We start from the raw sequence: 18135 nt of genomic DNA, 5'->3' as shown, positions 1-18135 counted from the left end.
ACGATGGTGGTCGCCCTGCTGGCGGTCCAGAAGTCCGGCGCCGCCTACTTGCCCATCGACCCCGCCCATCCGGGCGAGCGCATCGCGCTGATCCTCGGCGACGCGAGCCCCGCGCTCCTGGTCACCGACACGGCGACCGCGGCGGCCCTGCCCGAGACGGGCGTCGCGCGCCTGGTCCTGGACGACCCCGGGACCGTCACCGCGCTGGCCGTCCGCAGCGCGGCCGACCCCCTCGACGGGGAGCGGACCGCGCCCCTGCGGCCCGCCCACCCCGCCTATGTGCTGTACACCTCGGGTTCCACGGGACGGCCCAAGGGCGTCATGATCGAGCACCGCAACCTGATGAACTTCCTGCTCTCCATGGGCGAGCGCTTCCCGATGGGCCCGGCCGACCGGCTGCTCGCCGTCACCACCTGGTCCTTCGACATCGCGGGCCTGGAGCTCTACCTTCCGCTGCTGTCCGGGGCCGGCGTCGTCATCGGCGGGGACGGTGTCGTCCTGGACCCGGCGGCCCTGACCGCGCTCATCGAACGCGCCGGCGTCACCGTGATGCAGGCGACCCCGGCCCTGTGGCAGGAACTGGTGCTGCGCGACCCCGAAGCCGTCCAGGGGCTGCGCGTCCTGGTCGGCGGCGAGGCGCTCCCGCAGTCCCTCGCCGACACCCTGACCGCGCACGCCGCCGAGGTCACCAACCTCTACGGCCCGACCGAGACCACCATCTGGTCGACCGCCACCGAACTCGCCGCGGGCGAACCCGTCACGCTGGGCCGCCCGGTGTGGAACACCGGCGCCCTCGTCCTGGACGAGGCGCTGCGCCCCGTGCCGGTCGGGGTCGGGGGCGAGCTGTATCTGACGGGCGCGGGCCTGGCCCGGGGCTATGTGGGCCGGCCGGACCTGACCGCCTCGCGGTTCGTGGCCTGCCCCTTCGGGCCCCCCGGAGCCCGCATGTACCGCACCGGAGACGTGGTGCGGTGGACGGCCGAGGGGCGGCTGGTGTTCGTGGGACGCGCGGACGACCAGATCAAGGTGCGCGGCTTCCGAGTCGAACCCGGCGAGATCGAGTCCGTGCTCCTCACCCACCCCACGGTGGGCCGGGCCGTGGTGGTGGCCCGCTCCGACGGCGGCCGCGGTGGCGTCCTCGTGGCGTACGTGGTCGGGGCCGCCGGATCGGCGGGCGTGGACGCGGGCGTGCTGCGGGAGTTCGTGGGCCGCTCCCTGCCGGAGTACATGGTGCCGGTGGTGGTGGAGCTGGACGCGCTGCCCCTGTCGCCGAGCGGAAAGGTCGACCGGCGGGCGCTGCCCGCACCCGACTTCACGGCCGCCGCCTCCTCGCGGGCGCCCCGTGACCCCGTCGAGGAGGCGCTGTGCGGTCTGTTCGCCCAGGTCCTCGGCGTCGACCGGGTCGGCGTCGACGACAGCTTCTTCGACCTCGGCGGCCACTCCCTGCTCGCCGTCCGCCTGGTCAGCCGCGCCCAGACCGCGGGGCTGCGGTTCACCGTCGCCGATGTGGTGCTGCACCGCACGGTGGCCGAACTCGCCGTCCGCACCGAGAAGGCGGCCCCGGCCGCCGACGGTCTGCTCGACCCGTTCGCCCCCGTCCTGCCGATCCGGCCGGGCGGCGACGCCCCGCCGGTCTTCCTCGTCCACAGCGGGCTCGGCTTCAGCCTCCCCTACGTCGGGCTCGCCGGACACCTCGACCGGCGCCACCCGCTCTACGGACTCCAGTCCACCGCGGCCGGCGGCGCCACCCCCATGCCGAGCGACATCACGGCGGTGGCCGCCGAGTACATCGGGCACATCAAGGAGCTGCGGCCGCACGGCCCCTACCGGCTGCTCGGCTGGTCCTACGGCGGCGTACTCGCCCACGAGATCGCCGTACAGCTCCAACAGGCGGGCGATCAGGTCGACTTCCTCGCCAACCTCGACGGTTACCCCGGCCGGACCGCACGCGAGGAAGGCGACCAGGACGACCGCGAGCTGCTGCTGCGGGCCCTCGAAGCACTGGGACGCAGCCGTGAGGAGTTCACCGGGCGGACGGTGACGCCGGCCGAAGTCCTCGACGCGCTCCGGCGGATGAACCACCCGCTGGCCGAACTCGGCGAACAGGGCATACCGCGCCTGCTGCGCCTGGCCCGCACCCACGGCGAGCTGATGGACCGCTTCACCGCGGGCCGCTTCGCCGGCGACATGCATCTGCTCCTCGCCACCCGCGAGTACGCGCCGGACGAGGCCGACGAGCTCACCGGCCGATGGGAGGCCCATGTGGAGGGCGAGCTGCGCGTCCACCGGATCGACTGCGGCCACGAATACCTGATGCACCCCGGACCGCAGGCCGTCGTCGGACGCGTCCTGGACGCCGCGCTGGACCGGCTCGACCACACCCCGGCCGCCCCGTCGGCCCACAACGCACCCGAGGAGGGCGAGCGGTCATGGTGACGCTGGTGGAGATACGCAGGCCCGCGGCGCCCCTGGCGCTGGTCGTGGAGTCGCTGGCCGTGGCGGGCCGCCGGCTGCGGCGGCTGCGCAGGGCCCCCGGCCGGCTGGTCGGCATCATCATGAACCCGCTGGTGTCGATGATCGTGCTCGGCTACCTCTTCCGGGGATCGCTCTCGGTCACCGGAGGCGGCGGCTACCAGGAGTACATCTTCGCCGGGGTCGCCGCCCAGGCCGGGCTCGCCGGCATCGGGCCGACCGCCGTGGCCGTCGCCGAGGACCTGCGCGGCGGGCTCGTCGCCCGGTTCCGCTCGCTGCCGATCTCCCGGCCGGCCGTCCTCATCGGCCACACCCTGGGCGATCTCGCCGTCGGGCTGATCGGCCTCGCGGTGGTGACGCTGCTCGGCGTGCTCTTCGGCTGGCGGCCCGACAACGGCCCGCTCCCGGTCCTCGCCGGGTTCGCCCTGCTCGCCCTGTTCATGTACGCGATGCTCTGGGTCGGCGTCCTGCTGGGCCTGTTCTCCCGCAACCTGGAGACCATCAACGTGGTGGCGGGCCTGGTGACCGTGCTGTTCTCGTTCCTCTCCAACGCCTTCCAGTCCGTGGACCGCCTCCCGGCGGGGCTGCGCGCCCTGGCCGAGTGGAACCCGGTCAGCGCCGTGGTCACCCGGACCCGCGAACTCTGGGGCAACCCCACCTCCACCGGCGGGAGCTTCCCCTCGGAACACGCCTCCCTCGCGCTCGTGGTGTCCCTCGGCGCGGTGTTCGTCCTCACCGTGGTCCTGAGCCTGCGGCGCTACCGCACGGCCGCCCGGTGAGCCGGACCGCGCCACCCCAGGCGACCGAGCCGCCCCAACTCATCCGCACCACACGGCAATTGACCATCACCAAGGGGGGACGTCATGGCGGCACAGGCCATGTCCATCGCACCTGACCTGGACCGGATCGACCTCACCGACCCGGGCACCTTCGCCGGCACCGACCTGCGGGCGATGTGGGCCCGGTTCCGGGCCGAACAACCCGTCCACCTGCATCCGGCGACCGGGGGAGCACCTCCGTTCTGGGTCCTGTCCCGGCACGCCGACGTGCTCGCCGTGTACCGCGACAACAAGCGGTTCACCTCCGAGCGCGGCAACGTCCTGGCCACCCTGCTCCAGGGCCAGGACTCGGCGTCCGGCAAGATGCTCGCCGTCACCGACGGCCCGCGCCACCGCGACATCCGCAACCTGATGCTCAAGTCCTTCTCGCCGCGGGTCCTGGCCCCCGTCGTCGAGGGGGTGCGGCGGCGCACCGACGCGCTGCTCGACGAGGCCCTGGAGCGCGGCTCCTTCGACTTCGTCACCGACCTCGCCGACCACATACCGATCAACACCATCGGCGACCTCATGGGCATCCCGGAGAAGGACCGCGAACAGCTCGTCCACTGGAACACCCAGACCCTGTCCCGCACCAGCTCGGAGCACGGCGCCGAGGAGGAGTGGCTGGCCCGCAACGAGATCCTGCTGTACTTCTCCGCGCTCGCCGCCGAGCGCCGCCGTCACCCCGGCGACGACGTGCTCAGCGCCCTGGCCACCGGCATCGTCGACGGCCGCCCGCTGAGCGAGGACGAGATCGTCTTCAACTGCTACAGCCTGATCCTCGGCGGCGACGAGTCGAGCCGGATGTCCTCGGTCGGCGCGGTGCTGGCCCTGGCCGAGCACCCCGAGCAGTGGGAGGCGCTGCGCGAAGGCGCCGACCTGGACACGGCCACCGAGGAAGTGCTGCGCTGGACCACCCCCGCCATGCACTTCGGCCGCCGCGCCCTGACCGACGTCGAACTGCGCGGCCGCACCATCGCCGCGGGTGACGTGGTCACCCTGTGGAACAGCTCCGCCAACTTCGACGAGGACGCCTTCGTCGAGCCCGAGCGCTTCGACCTGGCGCGCACCCCCAACAAACACGTGGCCTTCGGGCACGGCCCGCACTTCTGCCTGGGCGCGTTCCTGGGCCGCACCCACGTCTCGGCGATGCTCGCCGCGCTGCGGACCAAGGTCGGCGCCATCGAGATCCTCGGCGACCCCAAGACCCTCTACTCCAACTTCGTGTACGGCTACACGAGCCTGCCGGTCCGGCTCGGCCGGGCCCCCCACGCCTGACGGCCCCCATCCCGAGAGAACGGAAGCGACGACATGGCGAACCCCTTCGACGACCAGGACGGCACCTTCCGCGTCCTGGTGAACGACGAGGCGCAGTACAGCATGTGGCCCTCCTTCGCGGCGGTCCCCGACGGCTGGACGGTGGTGCTCGAAGCGAGCCCGCACGCCACCGCGCTGGCCCATGTGGAGGAGCACTGGACGGACATGCGCCCGCGCGCTCTGCGGGAGCGGACCCAAGACTCGGTGCGCTGAGGGAACGGGGCGGCTGACGTGGAGATGGCCATCCGGGCGGAGGGCATCCGCAAGAAGTACCGGGGCGTCGAGGCGCTCTCGGGCATCGACCTGAACGTCCGGGCCGGCACCGTGCTCGGCCTGCTCGGACCGAACGGGGCGGGCAAGACGACCACGGTGCAGGTGCTCACCACGCTGGTGCCGCCGGACGGCGGCCACGCCGAGGTGGCCGGCTTCGACGTGGTGACCAGACCCGCCGAGGTGCGCCGGCGGATCGGCCTGGCCGGGCAGTACGCCGCCGTGGACGAGGTGCTGACCGGGCACGAGAACCTGGTGCTCCTCGGGCGGCTGCTGCACCTCGGCGGGCGGGCCGCGCGGCGCCGGGCCGACGAGCTCCTGGAGCGCTTCGACCTGGCGGGCGCCGCGCACCGCCCCACCCACACCTACTCCGGAGGCATGCGCCGCCGGCTCGACCTGGCGAGCTGTCTGATCACCTCCCCGCCCGTGCTGTTCCTCGACGAGCCCACCACGGGCCTCGACCCGGTGAGCCGGATCGCGCTGTGGGGCCTGGTCCGGGAGCTCGTGGACGGCGGAGTGACGCTGCTCCTGACCACCCAGTACCTGGAGGAGGCCGACATCCTGGCCGACCAGATCGTGGTCGTGGACTCCGGCCGGGTCATCGCCGACGGCACGCCCGAGGAACTGAAGCGCAAAGTGGGCGGCGACCGGCTGGAGTTGACGGTCTCCTCGCCGGCCGATGTCGGCGCGGTGCTCACCGCGCTCGGCCCGGCGCTCACGACTGCCCCGGCGGTGGACACCGACAAGGGCCGGGTGTCCATCCTGCTCGACGACGGTCTCGGCGATGTCGCGGACGTGGCGGTCGCGCTGCGCGGGGCGGGCATCACGGTGTCCGACTTCGCGCTGCGCCGGCCGACCCTCGACGACGTCTTCGCCCAGCTCACGGGAGGCCCGGCGTCATGAACACCCTGGACGGGCTCGTCGCCGGGGCCCGGGCCGACCTCGTCGTACGTCAACTCCGCCTACCGCTGGGCGAGTTGAGACGGCGGGCGGAGGCGGCCGGTCCTGCAAGGGACTGTGCGGCGCTGCTGCGCGGGACCGATGGCGTACGGGTCGTGGCGGAGGTGAAGCGGGCGAGCCCCTCCAAGGGCGCGCTCGCCGAGGTCGCGGACCCGGCCGCGCTCGCCCGCGCCTATCAGGCGGGCGGGGCCGCCGCGATCAGCGTGCTGACCGAGGGGCGCCGCTTCGGCGGCTCGCTCGACGACCTGGACGCGGTCGTCGCGCACGTCCACGTACCCCTGCTGCGCAAGGACTTCGTCGTCGACCCCTACCAGGTGTGGGAGGCGCGGGCGCACGGCGCGGAGCTCGTGCTGCTCGTCGTCGCCGCCCTGGAGCAGCCCGCCCTGACCGCGCTGCACGCCCTGGCCCTCGACATCGGGCTCACCCCGCTGGTGGAGGTGCACGACGCCTTCGAGGTGGCGCGGGCGCTGCGGGCCGGGGCGCGGGTCGTCGGCGTCAACGCCCGCGACCTGCGCACCCTCGACGTGGACCGCTCCACCTTCGCGCGGCTCGCCCCGGCCCTCCCCGAGGACGTGGTGCGGGTCGCCGAGTCCGGTGTCCGGGGCCCCGCCGATGTGCTCGCGTACGCCTCCCACGGGGCAGACGCCGTCCTGGTCGGCGAGGCGGCGGTGACCGGCGCCGACCCGAGCGCGACGGTCGCCGCGCTGGTGGCGGCGGGCCGGACCGCTCCCGCCGCCTGACCCGATCAGCCGCCCTGGGCCGCGTACTTGGCGGTCACCGAAGTCCACCGTTCCAACAGGGCCGCCGCGGCCCCCGAGTCGATCGCCTCGGCGGCCTCGGCCACGCCCTCGGCGAGCCGCCCCGCGACGGGGCGCCCGCTGGGGCGCAGGGCCGCGAGACCCGCCGCCGCCGAGAGCAGCACCGCGTCCCTGACCGGCCCGCGCGCCCCGTCGAAGACCTCCCGGGCCACCCGCGCGTTGTGCGCCCGGTCCCCGCCGCGCAGGGCGTCGGGGGAGGCGTACGCGATACCGAGGTCGCGCGGGTCGAACGACTCGCGCCGCACCCCGGACCCGACGACCGACCAGATGGTGGAGGTAGTGGTGACCGTCAGTTCGTCCATCCCGTCGTCGCCCCGGAAGACCAGCGCCGACACCTCGCGGCGGGCCAGCACCTCGGCGAGCAGCGGCGCCAGCCGGAGGTCCGCGACACCGACGGCCTGCGCGGTCGGGTCGGCGGGGTGCGCGATCGGACCCAGCGCGTTGAAGACGGTACGGATGCCCAGCTCGCGGCGCGGCGCGGCGGCGTGCCGCATCGCCGGGTGGAACAGCGAGGCGAAGCAGAAGGTGATGCCGGTCTCCTCGGCGACGGTGGCGACCACCTCGGGTTCCAGGTCGAGGGCCACCCCGAGCTCCTCCAGGACATCGGCGGAGCCGCAGGCGGAGGAGGCCGAACGGTTGCCGTGCTTGACCACCCGGGCTCCCGCGGCGGCCGCCACGACCGCCGACATGGTGGACACATTGACGCTGTTCGAGCCGTCGCCCCCCGTCCCGACGATGTCGAGGGTGGGACCGGCCACCTCCAGCGGCACCGCGTGGCGGCGCATGGAGCCCACCAGGCCCTCGATCTCGCCGACGCTCTCGCCCTTGGCGCGCAGCGCCACCAGAAAAGCGGCCAGGCGCGCGGGACCGACACTTCCCGACATCACCTGGTCCATGGCCCAGGCGCATTCCTCGGTGCTCAAATCCCTTCGTTCCAGAAGCGAGTTCAGTAATTCCGGCCAGGTACGGCCCTGCGGCTCGGCAGTCACGGGGAATCTCCTCGAACGGCGCCAGTGGACGGGTACACGACCCATTCTGTGCGGCGTGCACAGCGCCTTCCAGACCACTGGCCGACCACTCATACGGTCCAATCGGTGAAGGGGGGCGGGGCCGATGGCCCTGCACATGGCGGTGGAAGTGGTCCGGGACTCGTCGCATTCCCTGACCTCGCAGATCCAGGAATTCATCAAACGCGAAATAGCGCAGGGAATTCTGCACCCCGGCACCCGGCTGCCGTCCAGCCGCCGGCTCGCCGACGACCTCGACGTGTCCCGCAGCGTGGTCGTGGAGGCGTACGGCCAACTCGTCGCCGAGGGCTATCTGGAGGCGCTCCAGGGCGCCGGCACCCGCGTCGTACGCCATCTCGGCGCCGAGCAGCCCGTGGTGCCGGCGCTCCTCGAAGAGCCCGGACGGGGCGGCCCGCGCGAGGCGGCGCCGGCCCACCCGGTCCGCTGGGACCTGCGGCCCAGCGGCGGCAACCTCCCGGCCTTCCCCCGGCGCGAGTGGCTCGGCTGCTACCAGCGGGTCCTGCACCGGGCGGGACCCGCCGAGCACGACTACCCCTCGCTCGTCGGCGAGGCCGACCTGCGGCTCGAACTCGCGCGCTGGCTGGGCCGGTTGAGAGGGGTGTGCTCCTCGCCCGACCGGCTCATGGTGGTCGCGGGCTTCGCGCAGACGCTCGGTCTGATGTGCGCGGTGCTGCCAAGGATCGGCATCGACGCGCTCGCCGTCGAGGACCCGGGCCACCCCGGCCAGCGGCAGTTCGTGCGCGAGAGCGGGCTGCGGGCCGTGCCGGTACGGGTCGACGCCGAGGGCATCGACGTCGCGGCCCTCGCCGCGTCCGGCGCCCGCGCCGTCCTGGTCACCCCCGGCCACCAGTTCCCGACCGGTGTCACGCTCTCGGTGCGCCGCCGCGAGGCGCTGGCCCGCTGGGCCCGCGACACCGACGGCTGGATCATCGAGGACGACTACGACGGCGGCCTGTGGTACGAACGCGGCGCCCGGCCGCTCGCGTTGCAGCGCACCGACCCCGAGCGGGTCGTCTACGCCGGGACCGCCAGCAAATCCCTCGCGCCGGGGCTGCGCCTGGGCTGGCTCGCGGCGCCCCCGCCGATGCTCGACCTGCTGCTGCGGGCCCGCGCCCGACAGGACCTCGGCACCGAGACCCTCACCCAGCTCGCCTTCGCCGAACTCCTGCGCACCGGCCTCTTCGACCGCCATCTGCGCCGCCTCAACTCCCTGGGCCGCAGCCGCCGGGAGGCCCTGGAGGAGGCGGTGCGCAGACATCTGCCCGGGGCCGCCGTGCTCGGCAGGGGCGCCGGCCTGCACGCCTACCTCCAACTGCCCCGGGGCACCGACGAGGCGGCCCTGGTGGCCCGGGCCGGGCGCCGCTCCGTGCTGGTGCGCGGCGCCGCGCCCTTCCACGCCGGGCCCGGCCGCAGCGCCCCCGCCCTGGTGGTCGGCCACGCCCACCTGCCGCGCTCCGGGGTGGCCGAGGCCGTACGGGAGCTGGCGCTGGCCGCCCGCAGGTGACGGTTCAGGCCCGTACGAGCGGCCGCTCGGAGCGCCAACCGGCCGCGCCGCAAAGGAAGTTGTCCAGCATGGCGAGGCCGCCGGTGGTGGTGATGGACTCCGGGTGGAACTGCACGCCCTCGACCGGCAGGGCGCGGTGGCGCAGGCCCATCAGATAGCCGTGGTCGACGGCGACGGCCGTGGACACCAGCTCTTCGGGCAGCGGCTCCGCGACGATCAGCGAGTGGTAGCGGGTCACCTCCAGGGTGTGCCCGAGCCCCTCGAAGAGGCCGCCGCCGTCGTGCCGCACGGTGCTGGTGCGGCCGTGCATCACCTGGTCGGCGACCTCGATCCGGCCACCGTGCGCCAGCGCGATCGCCTGGTGGCCCAGACACACCCCGAGCAGCGGGACCCGCCCGGCGAACCGGTGCACCAGCTCCACATGGCCGGAGCGCGCGGGGTGGCCGGGTCCGGGGCCGAGCACCACCGCATCCGGCGCCCGGGCGGCGAGCTCGTCGGGGGTGTGCGTGTGGGACCGCACGACCTCCGTGTCCGCCCCCAGGGTGCGCAGATACTGGTCGATGATGTGCACGAAACTGTCGTAGGCGTCGATCAGAAGCACCTTCATGACGACAGCTCCTCACCGGTGAGCGCCCAGTAGGCGGCCCCCATCTTCGCCAGCGTCTCGCGCCACTCCGACTCGGGCTCCGACTGGGCCACCATGCCCGCCGAACTCTGGGTGGAGTACGTCCGGCCGTCGTACTCGACGGTGCGGATGGTCAGCGCGAGCTCGCTCCAGCCCCGTACGTCCACCAGGCCCACCGCGCCCGCGTAACTGCCCCGGCGCTCCTGCTCCAGGGTGTCGATGATCTCCATGGCGCGGACCTTGGGGGCGCCCGTCATCGTGCCGGCCGGGAAGGTGGCGCGCAGCGCCCGCCAGGTGTCGACGCCCGCTTCGAGACGGCCCGAGACCGTCGAGACGAGGTGGAAGACATGGGAGTACGTCTCCACCGCCATCAGCCGGTCCACCGGCTGGGTGCTGGGCCGGGTCACCCGCCCGATGTCGTTGCGGCACAGGTCGACCAGCATGATGTGCTCGGCCTGCTCCTTGGTGCTGGCCCGCATCTCCTTGACGCGGCGCTGGTTCTCCTCGTCGTCCGGGCCGCGCCGGGCGGTGCCGGCGATCGGCCGCATCGTGATCTCGTCGCCCTCGATCCGGTAGAACAGCTCGGGGCTCGCCCCGATGAGGGTGCGCCCGGCGCGCGGCATCAGATACATGTACGGCGAGGGGTTGCGGGCGCGCAGCCGCCGGTAGACGTCCACCGGCTCCAACGCGGTGCGCACGTCGATGCGGTGGCCGATCTGGATCTGGTAGATGTCGCCGACCCTGATGTGCTCGAGACAGCGCTCGGCCCAGCCGAGGAAGGTCTCGCGGCTCACGCTGTCGCGCACGGAGCTCGGCGCGGGCGCCTCGGGCACCGGGACCTGGGCGCCGTCGCGTCGCGCGCCCCAGGCGTGGCCCGCGGCGAGGGAGACGTCCGCGCGTCGCGGCACGTCCACGAACGCCCGGCTCTGTGCGGCCAGTTGACGCACCCCGCCGCCGACCAGGTCGTACCAGACGGTGTCCCGGAAGAGCGTGAGCGTGATGTCCGGGCCGCCCGCCGCCTTGGTGCGCCGGGGCAGCGTCTCCATGTGCCAGGCCGACTCGTACGCGAACGTCGCCAGGAACCCGAAGGCGTACGACGTGGAGGGGATGTCCGTCGCGACCTCGAAGAGCCGCTGCGCCCCGGCCAGCACGTCCCACATCTGCTCGGCGGAGCCGAAGGTCAGCCGGTGCACCCCGCCCTCGACGGTGTGGTCCGCCATCCCGGCCGCCACGGCCCGCCCGGCCAGCGCCCCGGCGATCCGCGCGGCTCCGTCGATCTCCAGACGGCCGTCGTGCACCCGGATCTCCGCGAGCCGCCCGACGCCGACGACGGCCCAACGGCGGTCCGGATCGGCGCCGTCCACGCTCTCGAAAAGGAATACGTCGTCGGCGGCCAGGTTTTCGCGCAGCCGGACGTACAGATCGAGAGGGTCATGACGCGGCAGCGCCGTATCGGTGACCCGCACACCGATCGTGGTGAATTCCGGCATGATGAACTCCTCCTGCATTCGGAACGACGGGGGCTTTGTTCGCCGACGCGGACCACTCGGCCATGCCCAGCAAATCAGCGGAACCATCGGCCCTGCCAGACCAATTGGCCGCGCCCGGTACGGACCACTCGGGATTCGCTTGACCCCGGTGGCCCGATGGGGCTGACCTGATATCGGCCCGGTTCCGGCGGGCCGCCCCGATCGTTTTCCCGTTCTCCGCTTTCCGTTTCCACCCGCTCTCCCGCTCTCCCTCCTTGTCCGCCGTATCGGAGGCAGTCATGAGAAACAGCATCTGGGACACCGCAACGCAGGCGTCCGCCGACAGCGCCGCCGAATCCTGGCGCGGCCGGCCCGCGGCTCAGCAGCCCGAGTGGCCCGACGCGGCCGAACTACGGGCCGTCACCGCCGGGTTGGAGAAGGCGCCGCCCCTGGTGTTCGCCGCCGAATGCGATCTGCTGCGCCGGCGGATGGCGGCGGTCGCCCGGGGCGAGGCCGTCCTGTTGCAAGGGGGCGACTGCGCCGAGACCTTCGCGGGCACCACGAGCGACGCCATCCACGGCAAGCTGAAGACGCTGTTGCAGATGGCCGTCGTGCTCACCCACGCCACCGCCCTGCCGGTCGTCAAGATCGGCCGGATGGCCGGGCAGTACGCCAAGCCGCGCTCCCGGAACCAGGAGGTGCGCGACGGCGTGACGCTGCCCTCCTACCGGGGCGACGCGGTCAACGGCCTCGCGTTCACCGCCGAGTCCCGCCGCCCCGACCCGGCGCGCCTTCGGGCCATGTACGAGGCCTCGACCACCACCCTCAACCTGGTGCGCGCCCTGACCACCGGCGGCTTCGCCGATCTGGGTCAAGTGCACGCCTGGAACCGGGGGTTCGTGGCCGACTCGCACGTGGGTGAGCAGTACGAGGAGCTCGCCGACGAGATCGACCGCAGCCTCGCCTTCATGAAGGCGTGCGGGGTCGACACCCGGGAGCTGGGCACCGCCGAGTTCTTCGTCGGCCACGAAGGGCTGCTCCTGGACTACGAGGCGGCCCTGACCCGCACCGAGGCCGAGTCGGGCCGTTCGTACGCCACCAGCGCCCATCTGCTGTGGATCGGCGAGCGCACCCGGGACCTGGACGGGGCACACGTCGAGTACTTCTCCCGGGTGGCCAACCCCATCGCGGTCAAGCTCGGCCCTAGCGCGGGGCCCGACACCGTCCTCGGCCTGCTCGACCGCCTCGACCCGGAGCGCGAGGCCGGCCGGCTGACCTTCGTGGTGCGGGCGGGCGCCGAACGGATCCGGGACGTGCTGCCCACCCTGGTGGAGAAGGTGCAGGCCGAGGGCGCCCAGGTCTGCTGGGTCAGCGATCCGATGCACGGCAACACGATCACCGCAGCGAGCGGGCACAAGACCCGCCGGTTCGACGCGATCCTGGACGAGGTGCGCGGCTTCGTCGAGGTGCACGACGCCCTGGGCAGTCACCCGGGCGGCATCCATGTGGAGCTCACCGGCGACGACGTCACCGAGTGCGTAGGTGGCGGCAACGCGGTGCTCGCCGAGGAGTTGCACCACCGCTACGAGACGGCGTGCGACCCCCGGCTCAACCACACTCAGTCCCTGGACCTGGCGTTCCGGCTGGCCCGGATGTACCGCGAGCGGGGCCGGGTCAACGCCCGGCCGAGGAGCCTTCGATGATCTCGAAGGGCGGGTGGTGGGCCAGATAGAAGTGGTCCCCGGGCAGCGTCCGCACCGCGAAGGCGCCCCGGGTCGTCTCCCGCCAGGCGGACGCCTGGTCGCGGGTCACCCGGGGGTCGTCCTCGCCGACCAGCGCGGTGAGCGCGCAGTCCAGCGGGGCGCGCGGGGCCGGCGCGTACGAGGAGAGCATCCGGAAGTCGGCCCCGATGTAGGGCAGGACGAACTCCACGAAGGCCGGATTGTCGAGGAGTTCGGCGTCCGTGCCGCCGAGTTCCACCAGGGCGGCCGCGATGGAGGCGTCGTCCCAGCGCGCGCCGGGATCGGGCCGCATCAACTGCGGGGCCCGCGCCCCCGAGGCGAAGAAGTGGTGCGGCGCCAGGTGGTCGTCCGCCAGGGCCACGGCCGTCTCGTACGCGACGACGGCGCCCATGCTGTGGCCGAAGAAGACGGTGGGCCGGTCGTCCTCACGCATCAAGTCGGCCGCCTCGCGGGCGATTTCACGCGCCATCGGGATCAGCTGACCGGCGGGCTCCTCCGCGATCCGCTCCGCCCGCCCCGGGTAGCACACCGCGTGCACCTCGAACCCGCCGAGCGCCTTGCCCCACTGCTGAAAGAAGTACGGCGACCCCCCGGCGTGCGGGAAGCAGACGACCCGCCGGGCCGCGAACGGCCTCGGCGCGACGCGTTGTATCCAGACCATGGGCCCCCCAGGACCGGTGCGACGGGACGGTGCATACGCGCCGTCCATGATCCAGCGGGGCACTGACCGGGACCTGACCGGGGGCTGACGGGGCGCTGACGCCGGGCCGCTCCTGGCGGGGGCACGTGAAAGCGGCGCACCCGGTGCCGCGGGTGCGCCGCTCACCTCAGGGGGGCGGAGCGTGCCTCGTCAGACGTCGTAGTCCTGGTCGAAGCGGTCCTGCTCCTCCTGCTGGGCGCGCCGGGTCTCGTCCTGGCCCGTGTCCTGGCCCTTGTCCTGGGCCTGACGGGCGCGGTCCCGCGCCTCGTCCTTCTTCGAGCCCATCGCCTGGCCGGCTCGGTCCGCGAGATCCTGCGCCTTGTCCTGGAACTGGTCCTTGATGCCCATCCGGGTTCACTCCTACGGGGTGTGAGGGGCTGGGGGCCGGGGCTGTTCCCGCGGCTCCGCCGAGCCTCGACCAGCCTGGCACGGAGGGACATTCACCGCATTCCCAGCCGTAACGGACCGTATTCGGGGCGTGGGGGGCCTCAGAAACCGCGGACGTACGCCACGGTGAACGGTGTCTCGGGGATGCCCGGACCCATCGGGCCGCCCTTGTCGAACTGGGAGCGGACCACCAGTGCGCGGCCGCCGGTGTGCACCACGGTGGTGGGGATCTGGAGGGAGTCGTCGGTGATCCGGCGCTCGAGCCGCGCCGATGTGCCGTCCGGCGAGAGGTGCCAGCGGGTGAGGGTGTCGCTCTTGTTCTGCACGGCCCACAGAGTGCCGTGTGCCAGCTCCAGGCCGTCCCCGTTCACCAAGTCGCCGCCCTGGAGCGGTACTTGGCGTATCGAGCCGTCGTGGAGGTCGATGCGGTACAGGCCGCCGCCGGTCATGTCGACGGTGAGCAGGAAGCGGCCCGCCGGGTCGGCGACGATGCCGTTGAGGGTGAAGCTGCCGGACGGGTGCGCGGGGATGGCGCCGGACAGGTCGTGGCCGACCGACAGCTCGGCTCGGCGGCCGTGCGCCTCGGCACGGGCCAGCTCGGCCGGGGTGACCCGGTAGACGACGGGCCGGACGCTGTCGGTGACATACGCGGTGCCGTCGGGCCCGATGGCCAGGTCGTTGAGGAAGCGGGCATCGGCCGCGGGGGCGTCGAAGCGGGCCAGCAGCGCGCGGGTCCGCACGTCGTACACCGCGACGCCGGCCGTGGAGTCGATCACCCACAGCCGGCCCGCCCGGTCGACCTTGAGGCCGTTGGCGGTGTGCCGCCCGTCGGCGCCCTCGGGCAGGAAGACCTGGGCGGCGCGATGGCCGGGGGTGGCCCGGTAGACGGCGCCGGTCGTGTACGAGCCGACGTAGACGTCGCCGGTGCGCGGGTCCGCGGCGATGCCCTCGGGGTAGACGCGGGCGCCCGGCAGCTGGAACGCGGTGGAGACCTTGGCCGCCCCCACCGGCGCCGCCTGGGCCGTGCCGGTGAGGGGCAGGACGGCCAGCACGGCCGCGGCGGCGGCCAGGGCGGCGGGGAGCGTGCGGCGCTGGGTCGAACGGGACACGGTGGTGCCTCTCGGTCGGTGAACGAGTCGAATGGTCGAACGGGTATGAACGTAAGTTAGAGCTCTAATGTTCGTCAATGCTCGCATCCTCGAATCGCTGCTCATGGTGGAAGGGCCGTAGCATGCGGAGATGACCTCCCTGCCCGCGGCCGAGCGGCTCGGCGCGCATCTCAAGCGGGCCGAGCAGGCCCTCAACGCGACCAAGCACGCGGTGCTCAAGCCCGCCGGCCTGACCGTGGCGCAGTACGCGGCGCTGCTTCACCTGGAGGAGAGCCCCGGCATCTCCGCCGCCGCGCTCGCCCGGCTGTGCGGGGTCACGCCGCCCACCATGAACACGGTCCTGAAGAACCTCCAGGAGCGCGGCCTGATCGAGCGCACCCCGCACGCCTGGCACCGCAACGTCCTGGAGACCCGGCTCACGGAGGCCGGGCGCACCGTCATGGCGGACGCGGACGCGCGGGCGGTGCGGGTCGAGCGGGCCTTGGCCGCCGAGTTCACCGACGCCGAACGGGAGACCCTGGTCGGCCTGTTGGGGCGCTGCGTCACCCTCCTGGAGAAGGCCAGGCCGAGCGCCTGACCGGCGGCGGTCGCCGCGCGGGCGCGCGATAGGGTCGAGGCCCGTGACCACCTTCGACCTCCCCGCGACCCCTCTTCGCGTCGCCGCCGCCCAGACCCGGTCCGTCCCCGGCGAGGTCGAGGCCAACGCGGCCGCCGCGGCCCGCACGCTGCGCGCGGCCGGAGCCTGCGGGGCGCGCGTCGTGGTGTTCCCGGAGAAGTTCCTCAGCGGCTACGAGCCCGAACTGATCCGCGCGGACCCCGAGCGCTGTGCCGTACGCCCCGGCGACCCCCGGCTCGCCCCCGTCATCGAGGCCTGCCGTGCGGGCGGGGTCACCGCCGTGGTCGGAGCGGCGGTGCGCGACGGCGGGGAGCTGTATGTCTCCGCGCTCGTCCTGGACGCGACCGGCTACGCGGGACGCTACGACAAGCAGACCCTGTTCCAGCAGGAGCGGACGCTCTACCGGCCCGGCACCGCGGGGGCCACGCTCCAAGTGGGCGACTGGCGGCTCGGGTTGGGGGTCTGCTACGACTCCGGGTTCCCCGAGCACGCCCGCGCCGCGGCGCTCGACGGCTGCCACGCGTATGTGGTCGGCGCCCTGTTCGGCGAGGGCAACGGACACCACGAGTCCCGGATCTGGTTCCCGGCGCGGGCCTTCGACAACACGGTGTACGCGGTGCTCGCCAACCACGTCGGCGTGACCGGCGGCCGGCGGGCCTGCGGCGCCAGCGCGGTGTGGGGTCCGGACGGGCGCCTGGTCGCCGAAGGCGGCCCCACCGACGAGGAGCTCGTCCTGGCCGATCTCCTCCCCGAGCGCCTGCGCGCGGCCCGCGAGGCGGAGCCCATGCTGCGCGACCTGCGTCCCCTGGCGGCCCGGGCTGGCACCGTCCTGGGGGCGGCCCCGACGGGCTGAGCGGGGCCCACCCGGCGCGAGCCCGGCGGCCGTTGCCCCGCGGGTGTCCGCGTACGATGCGCATTCGCGCAACCGTTCGCACCGCCCGACGAGGAGCACCACGCCCGTGGAGATACCGCCGCCGCCCGCACCCGGGCAGCCCCCCCAGCCGCAGCCGGGGCAGGGGTACGGCTGGCCCGCGCCGCACCAGGCGCCGGGGGGACAGCCGGGTCCCTACCCGGGGCAGCCGATGAACACCGGCCCCTGGTACCCGTATCCGGCCGCGCCGCAGCGCCCGCCGGTGAGCGGTCTGGCCATCGGGTCCCTGATCGCGGGCATCCTCTGCTGCATACCTCCGCTCGGTCTGATCCTCGGCGCGTTCGCGCTGGGGCAGATCAAGAAGAAGGGGCAGCGCGGCAAGGGCATGGCCATCACCGGCCTCGTCCTGTCGACGATCAGCACGGTGCTGCTGGCCGTCACGATCGCCTCCGGTGGATTCGCCGACGGCTGGCGCGACTTCAAGGACGGCTGGAACGACTCCGTCGCCAACTCCCGCGACACCGTCGATCTGCGCAAGGGCGACTGCTTCGACGTGCCGGGCGGCAAGCTGGAGCGCGAGGTGGTCTCGGTACGGATCGTGCCGTGCGCGGGCAAGCACGACGCCGAGGTGTCCGGCTCGTTCCGCCTGACCGACACCTCCTTCCCGGGCCAGAGCGCCATCGCGGCCCAGGCCGACAGCAAGTGCTGGAAGCTGGAGCAGGCGTACGCCATGGACCGGTGGAAGGTACCGGCCGACGCGGAGGCCTACTACTACACGCCGAGTTCGCGGAGCTGGGGGCAGGGCGACCACTCGGTCACCTGCGCCTTCGCCTCGGAGCACGGCAAGCTCACGGGCTCGGTCCGCAACGACATCACCACGCTCGACGCCGACCAGGTCGCGTTCCTCGACGCCCTGAACGCCCTGGACCGCGTGATGGCCGAGGCCCCCGACGAGGACCGGGTGGAGGACGACCTGCCGGGGTTCAACAAGTGGGCGATCAAGGTCTCCGGCACCATGGACGCCTATGTCGGCATCCTGGCGAAGCACGCCTGGCCCGCCCGGGTCTCCGGTTCCGTTCAGCCGTACATCGACGGCATGAGGATCGCGCAGAAGGAGTGGCTGAAGGCGGCCTCCGCCCTGGACGCGGACGCCTACTACCTGCACTCCGGTGCGGCGGACGCGGCGATGAAGCAGTCGGTCGAGATCGCCGCGCGCGGCGCCCTCGGCCTCGCCACCACCCCGCCCTCCACCGACGACCGCTCCGGCGGGGGCAGCGGCGGCGGGGGCGGCACCGGTGGGAGCACCGGCGGCGGTTCCGGAAGCGATGGTTCCAAAAGCGTCTGAGAAGGCCCCGGGAGGGGCAGAACGTACCCGCTGTACCGCGGGTACGCGCTGGGTAAGGGCGCTTCATCACTTCGGGTGAATGTT

The 18135-nt window shown here is 73.3% G+C and carries 17 protein-coding genes; 11 read left to right on the top strand and 6 right to left on the bottom strand.

Translation table 11 applies throughout. The annotated features are described in order from the left end of the window. The 6 genes from N4G70_RS19940 to trpC form a co-directional block, all read left to right on the top strand. The coding region (locus N4G70_RS19940; protein WP_261714021.1) for an amino acid adenylation domain-containing protein at positions 1–2436 on the top strand (2436 nt) is incomplete at its 5' end. Then, entirely contained in the window at positions 2430–3251 is an 822-nt protein-coding gene (locus tag N4G70_RS19935; RefSeq protein WP_261714020.1) for an ABC transporter permease, read from the top strand. The genes N4G70_RS19940 and N4G70_RS19935, both read left to right, overlap by 7 nt. 84 nt (positions 3252–3335) lie before the next feature. Next, positions 3336–4568 carry a cytochrome P450 gene (locus N4G70_RS19930; protein ID WP_261714019.1) on the top strand — a complete coding sequence of 411 codons (1233 nt, stop codon included), beginning with the start codon at positions 3336–3338 and terminating at the stop codon, positions 4566–4568. Positions 4569–4601: 33 nt separating this feature from the next. After that, complete coding sequence (locus tag N4G70_RS19925) at positions 4602–4820, top strand: MbtH family protein (RefSeq protein WP_261714018.1); 219 nt, start codon at positions 4602–4604, stop codon at positions 4818–4820. Positions 4821–4844: 24 nt separating this feature from the next. Next, positions 4845–5780, top strand: a complete 936-nt coding sequence (locus N4G70_RS19920; RefSeq protein WP_261714034.1) for an ATP-binding cassette domain-containing protein — start codon at positions 4845–4847, stop codon at positions 5778–5780. Continuing rightward, positions 5777–6577 carry an indole-3-glycerol phosphate synthase TrpC gene (gene trpC / locus N4G70_RS19915; RefSeq protein ID WP_261714017.1) on the top strand — a complete coding sequence of 267 codons (801 nt, stop codon included), beginning with the start codon at positions 5777–5779 and terminating at the stop codon, positions 6575–6577. The genes N4G70_RS19920 and trpC overlap by 4 nt, the downstream gene beginning before the upstream one ends. 5 nt (positions 6578–6582) lie before the next feature. Here the strand turns inward: trpC and trpD are convergent, their stop codons facing one another. Continuing rightward, positions 6583–7644 carry an anthranilate phosphoribosyltransferase gene (gene trpD, locus N4G70_RS19910; RefSeq protein WP_261714016.1) on the bottom strand — a complete coding sequence of 354 codons (1062 nt, stop codon included), beginning with the start codon at positions 7642–7644 and terminating at the stop codon, positions 6583–6585. Between the two features lie 124 nt (positions 7645–7768). Between trpD and N4G70_RS19905 the strand changes: the two genes are divergently transcribed. Further along, positions 7769–9187, top strand: coding sequence for a PLP-dependent aminotransferase family protein (locus tag N4G70_RS19905; protein WP_261714015.1), 1419 nt, complete (start codon positions 7769–7771; stop codon positions 9185–9187). 4 nt (positions 9188–9191) lie between these two features. On the opposite strand, the gene N4G70_RS19900 is transcribed toward N4G70_RS19905, so the two are convergent. Together N4G70_RS19900 and N4G70_RS19895 are read right to left on the bottom strand one after the other, a co-directional pair. After that, a complete protein-coding gene (locus N4G70_RS19900; protein ID WP_261714014.1) occupies positions 9192–9794 on the bottom strand; it encodes an aminodeoxychorismate/anthranilate synthase component II in 603 nt (200 codons plus the stop codon). Then, on the bottom strand, positions 9791–11302 hold the full coding sequence (locus tag N4G70_RS19895; RefSeq protein ID WP_261714013.1) for an anthranilate synthase component I family protein: 1512 nt from the start codon (positions 11300–11302) through the stop codon (positions 9791–9793). Before N4G70_RS19895 ends, N4G70_RS19900 begins: the two co-directional genes overlap by 4 nt. A gap of 278 nt (positions 11303–11580) precedes the next feature. Here N4G70_RS19895 and N4G70_RS19890 point away from each other — a divergent pair, with 278 nt between their 5' ends. Next, positions 11581–12984 carry a class II 3-deoxy-7-phosphoheptulonate synthase gene (locus N4G70_RS19890; protein ID WP_261714012.1) on the top strand — a complete coding sequence of 468 codons (1404 nt, stop codon included), beginning with the start codon at positions 11581–11583 and terminating at the stop codon, positions 12982–12984. On the opposite strand, the gene N4G70_RS19885 is transcribed toward N4G70_RS19890, so the two are convergent. The 3 genes from N4G70_RS19885 to N4G70_RS19875 all read right to left on the bottom strand — a co-directional run bounded on the left by N4G70_RS19885 (position 12956) and on the right by N4G70_RS19875 (position 15219). Next, positions 12956–13684, bottom strand: coding sequence for a thioesterase II family protein (locus N4G70_RS19885; RefSeq protein ID WP_261714011.1), 729 nt, complete (start codon positions 13682–13684; stop codon positions 12956–12958). The two genes, N4G70_RS19890 and N4G70_RS19885, sit on opposite strands and share 29 nt — an antisense overlap. Positions 13685–13873: 189 nt before the next feature. Then, positions 13874–14071, bottom strand: coding sequence for a hypothetical protein (locus N4G70_RS19880; RefSeq protein ID WP_261714010.1), 198 nt, complete (start codon positions 14069–14071; stop codon positions 13874–13876). A gap of 140 nt (positions 14072–14211) precedes the next feature. Then, complete coding sequence (locus tag N4G70_RS19875) at positions 14212–15219, bottom strand: SMP-30/gluconolactonase/LRE family protein (protein WP_261714009.1); 1008 nt, start codon at positions 15217–15219, stop codon at positions 14212–14214. A 130-nt stretch (positions 15220–15349) separates the two neighbouring features. Between N4G70_RS19875 and N4G70_RS19870 the strand changes: the two genes are divergently transcribed. From N4G70_RS19870 to N4G70_RS19860, 3 genes are all read left to right on the top strand, one after another. Beyond that, positions 15350–15796 carry a MarR family winged helix-turn-helix transcriptional regulator gene (locus N4G70_RS19870; protein ID WP_261714008.1) on the top strand — a complete coding sequence of 149 codons (447 nt, stop codon included), beginning with the start codon at positions 15350–15352 and terminating at the stop codon, positions 15794–15796. Between the two features lie 43 nt (positions 15797–15839). Then, positions 15840–16688, top strand: coding sequence for a carbon-nitrogen hydrolase family protein (locus N4G70_RS19865; RefSeq protein WP_261714007.1), 849 nt, complete (start codon positions 15840–15842; stop codon positions 16686–16688). Between the two features lie 106 nt (positions 16689–16794). Next, positions 16795–18051 carry a DUF4190 domain-containing protein gene (locus N4G70_RS19860; protein WP_261714006.1) on the top strand — a complete coding sequence of 419 codons (1257 nt, stop codon included), beginning with the start codon at positions 16795–16797 and terminating at the stop codon, positions 18049–18051. The last annotated feature ends 84 nt before the right edge of the window (positions 18052–18135 follow it).

The sequence above is a fragment of the Streptomyces sp. ASQP_92 genome, from assembly GCF_025399895.1.
Classification (GTDB): domain Bacteria; phylum Actinomycetota; class Actinomycetes; order Streptomycetales; family Streptomycetaceae; genus Streptomyces.
Note: the sequence above shows the minus strand (reverse complement) of the source record. Positions and strands in the feature narration are given on the sequence as shown.

Excerpts from the sequence above, each read along its gene's own strand:
- N4G70_RS19920 (WP_261714034.1), top strand. The coding sequence starts at position 4,845 with ATGGCCATCCGGGCGGAGGGCATCCGCAAGAAGTACCGGGGCGTCGAG.
- N4G70_RS19885 (WP_261714011.1), bottom strand. The coding sequence starts at position 13,684 with ATGGTCTGGATACAACGCGTCGCGCCGAGGCCGTTCGCGGCCCGGCGG.
- N4G70_RS19905 (WP_261714015.1), top strand. The coding sequence starts at position 7,769 with ATGGCCCTGCACATGGCGGTGGAAGTGGTCCGGGACTCGTCGCATTCC.
- N4G70_RS19900 (WP_261714014.1), bottom strand. The coding sequence starts at position 9,794 with ATGAAGGTGCTTCTGATCGACGCCTACGACAGTTTCGTGCACATCATC.
- N4G70_RS19895 (WP_261714013.1), bottom strand. The coding sequence starts at position 11,302 with ATGCCGGAATTCACCACGATCGGTGTGCGGGTCACCGATACGGCGCTG.
- N4G70_RS19870 (WP_261714008.1), top strand. The coding sequence starts at position 15,350 with ATGACCTCCCTGCCCGCGGCCGAGCGGCTCGGCGCGCATCTCAAGCGG.
- N4G70_RS19930 (WP_261714019.1), top strand. The coding sequence starts at position 3,336 with ATGGCGGCACAGGCCATGTCCATCGCACCTGACCTGGACCGGATCGAC.
- N4G70_RS19935 (WP_261714020.1), top strand. The coding sequence starts at position 2,430 with ATGGTGACGCTGGTGGAGATACGCAGGCCCGCGGCGCCCCTGGCGCTG.
- trpC (WP_261714017.1), top strand. The coding sequence starts at position 5,777 with ATGAACACCCTGGACGGGCTCGTCGCCGGGGCCCGGGCCGACCTCGTC.
- N4G70_RS19925 (WP_261714018.1), top strand. The coding sequence starts at position 4,602 with ATGGCGAACCCCTTCGACGACCAGGACGGCACCTTCCGCGTCCTGGTG.
- N4G70_RS19880 (WP_261714010.1), bottom strand. The coding sequence starts at position 14,071 with ATGGGCATCAAGGACCAGTTCCAGGACAAGGCGCAGGATCTCGCGGAC.
- N4G70_RS19890 (WP_261714012.1), top strand. The coding sequence starts at position 11,581 with ATGAGAAACAGCATCTGGGACACCGCAACGCAGGCGTCCGCCGACAGC.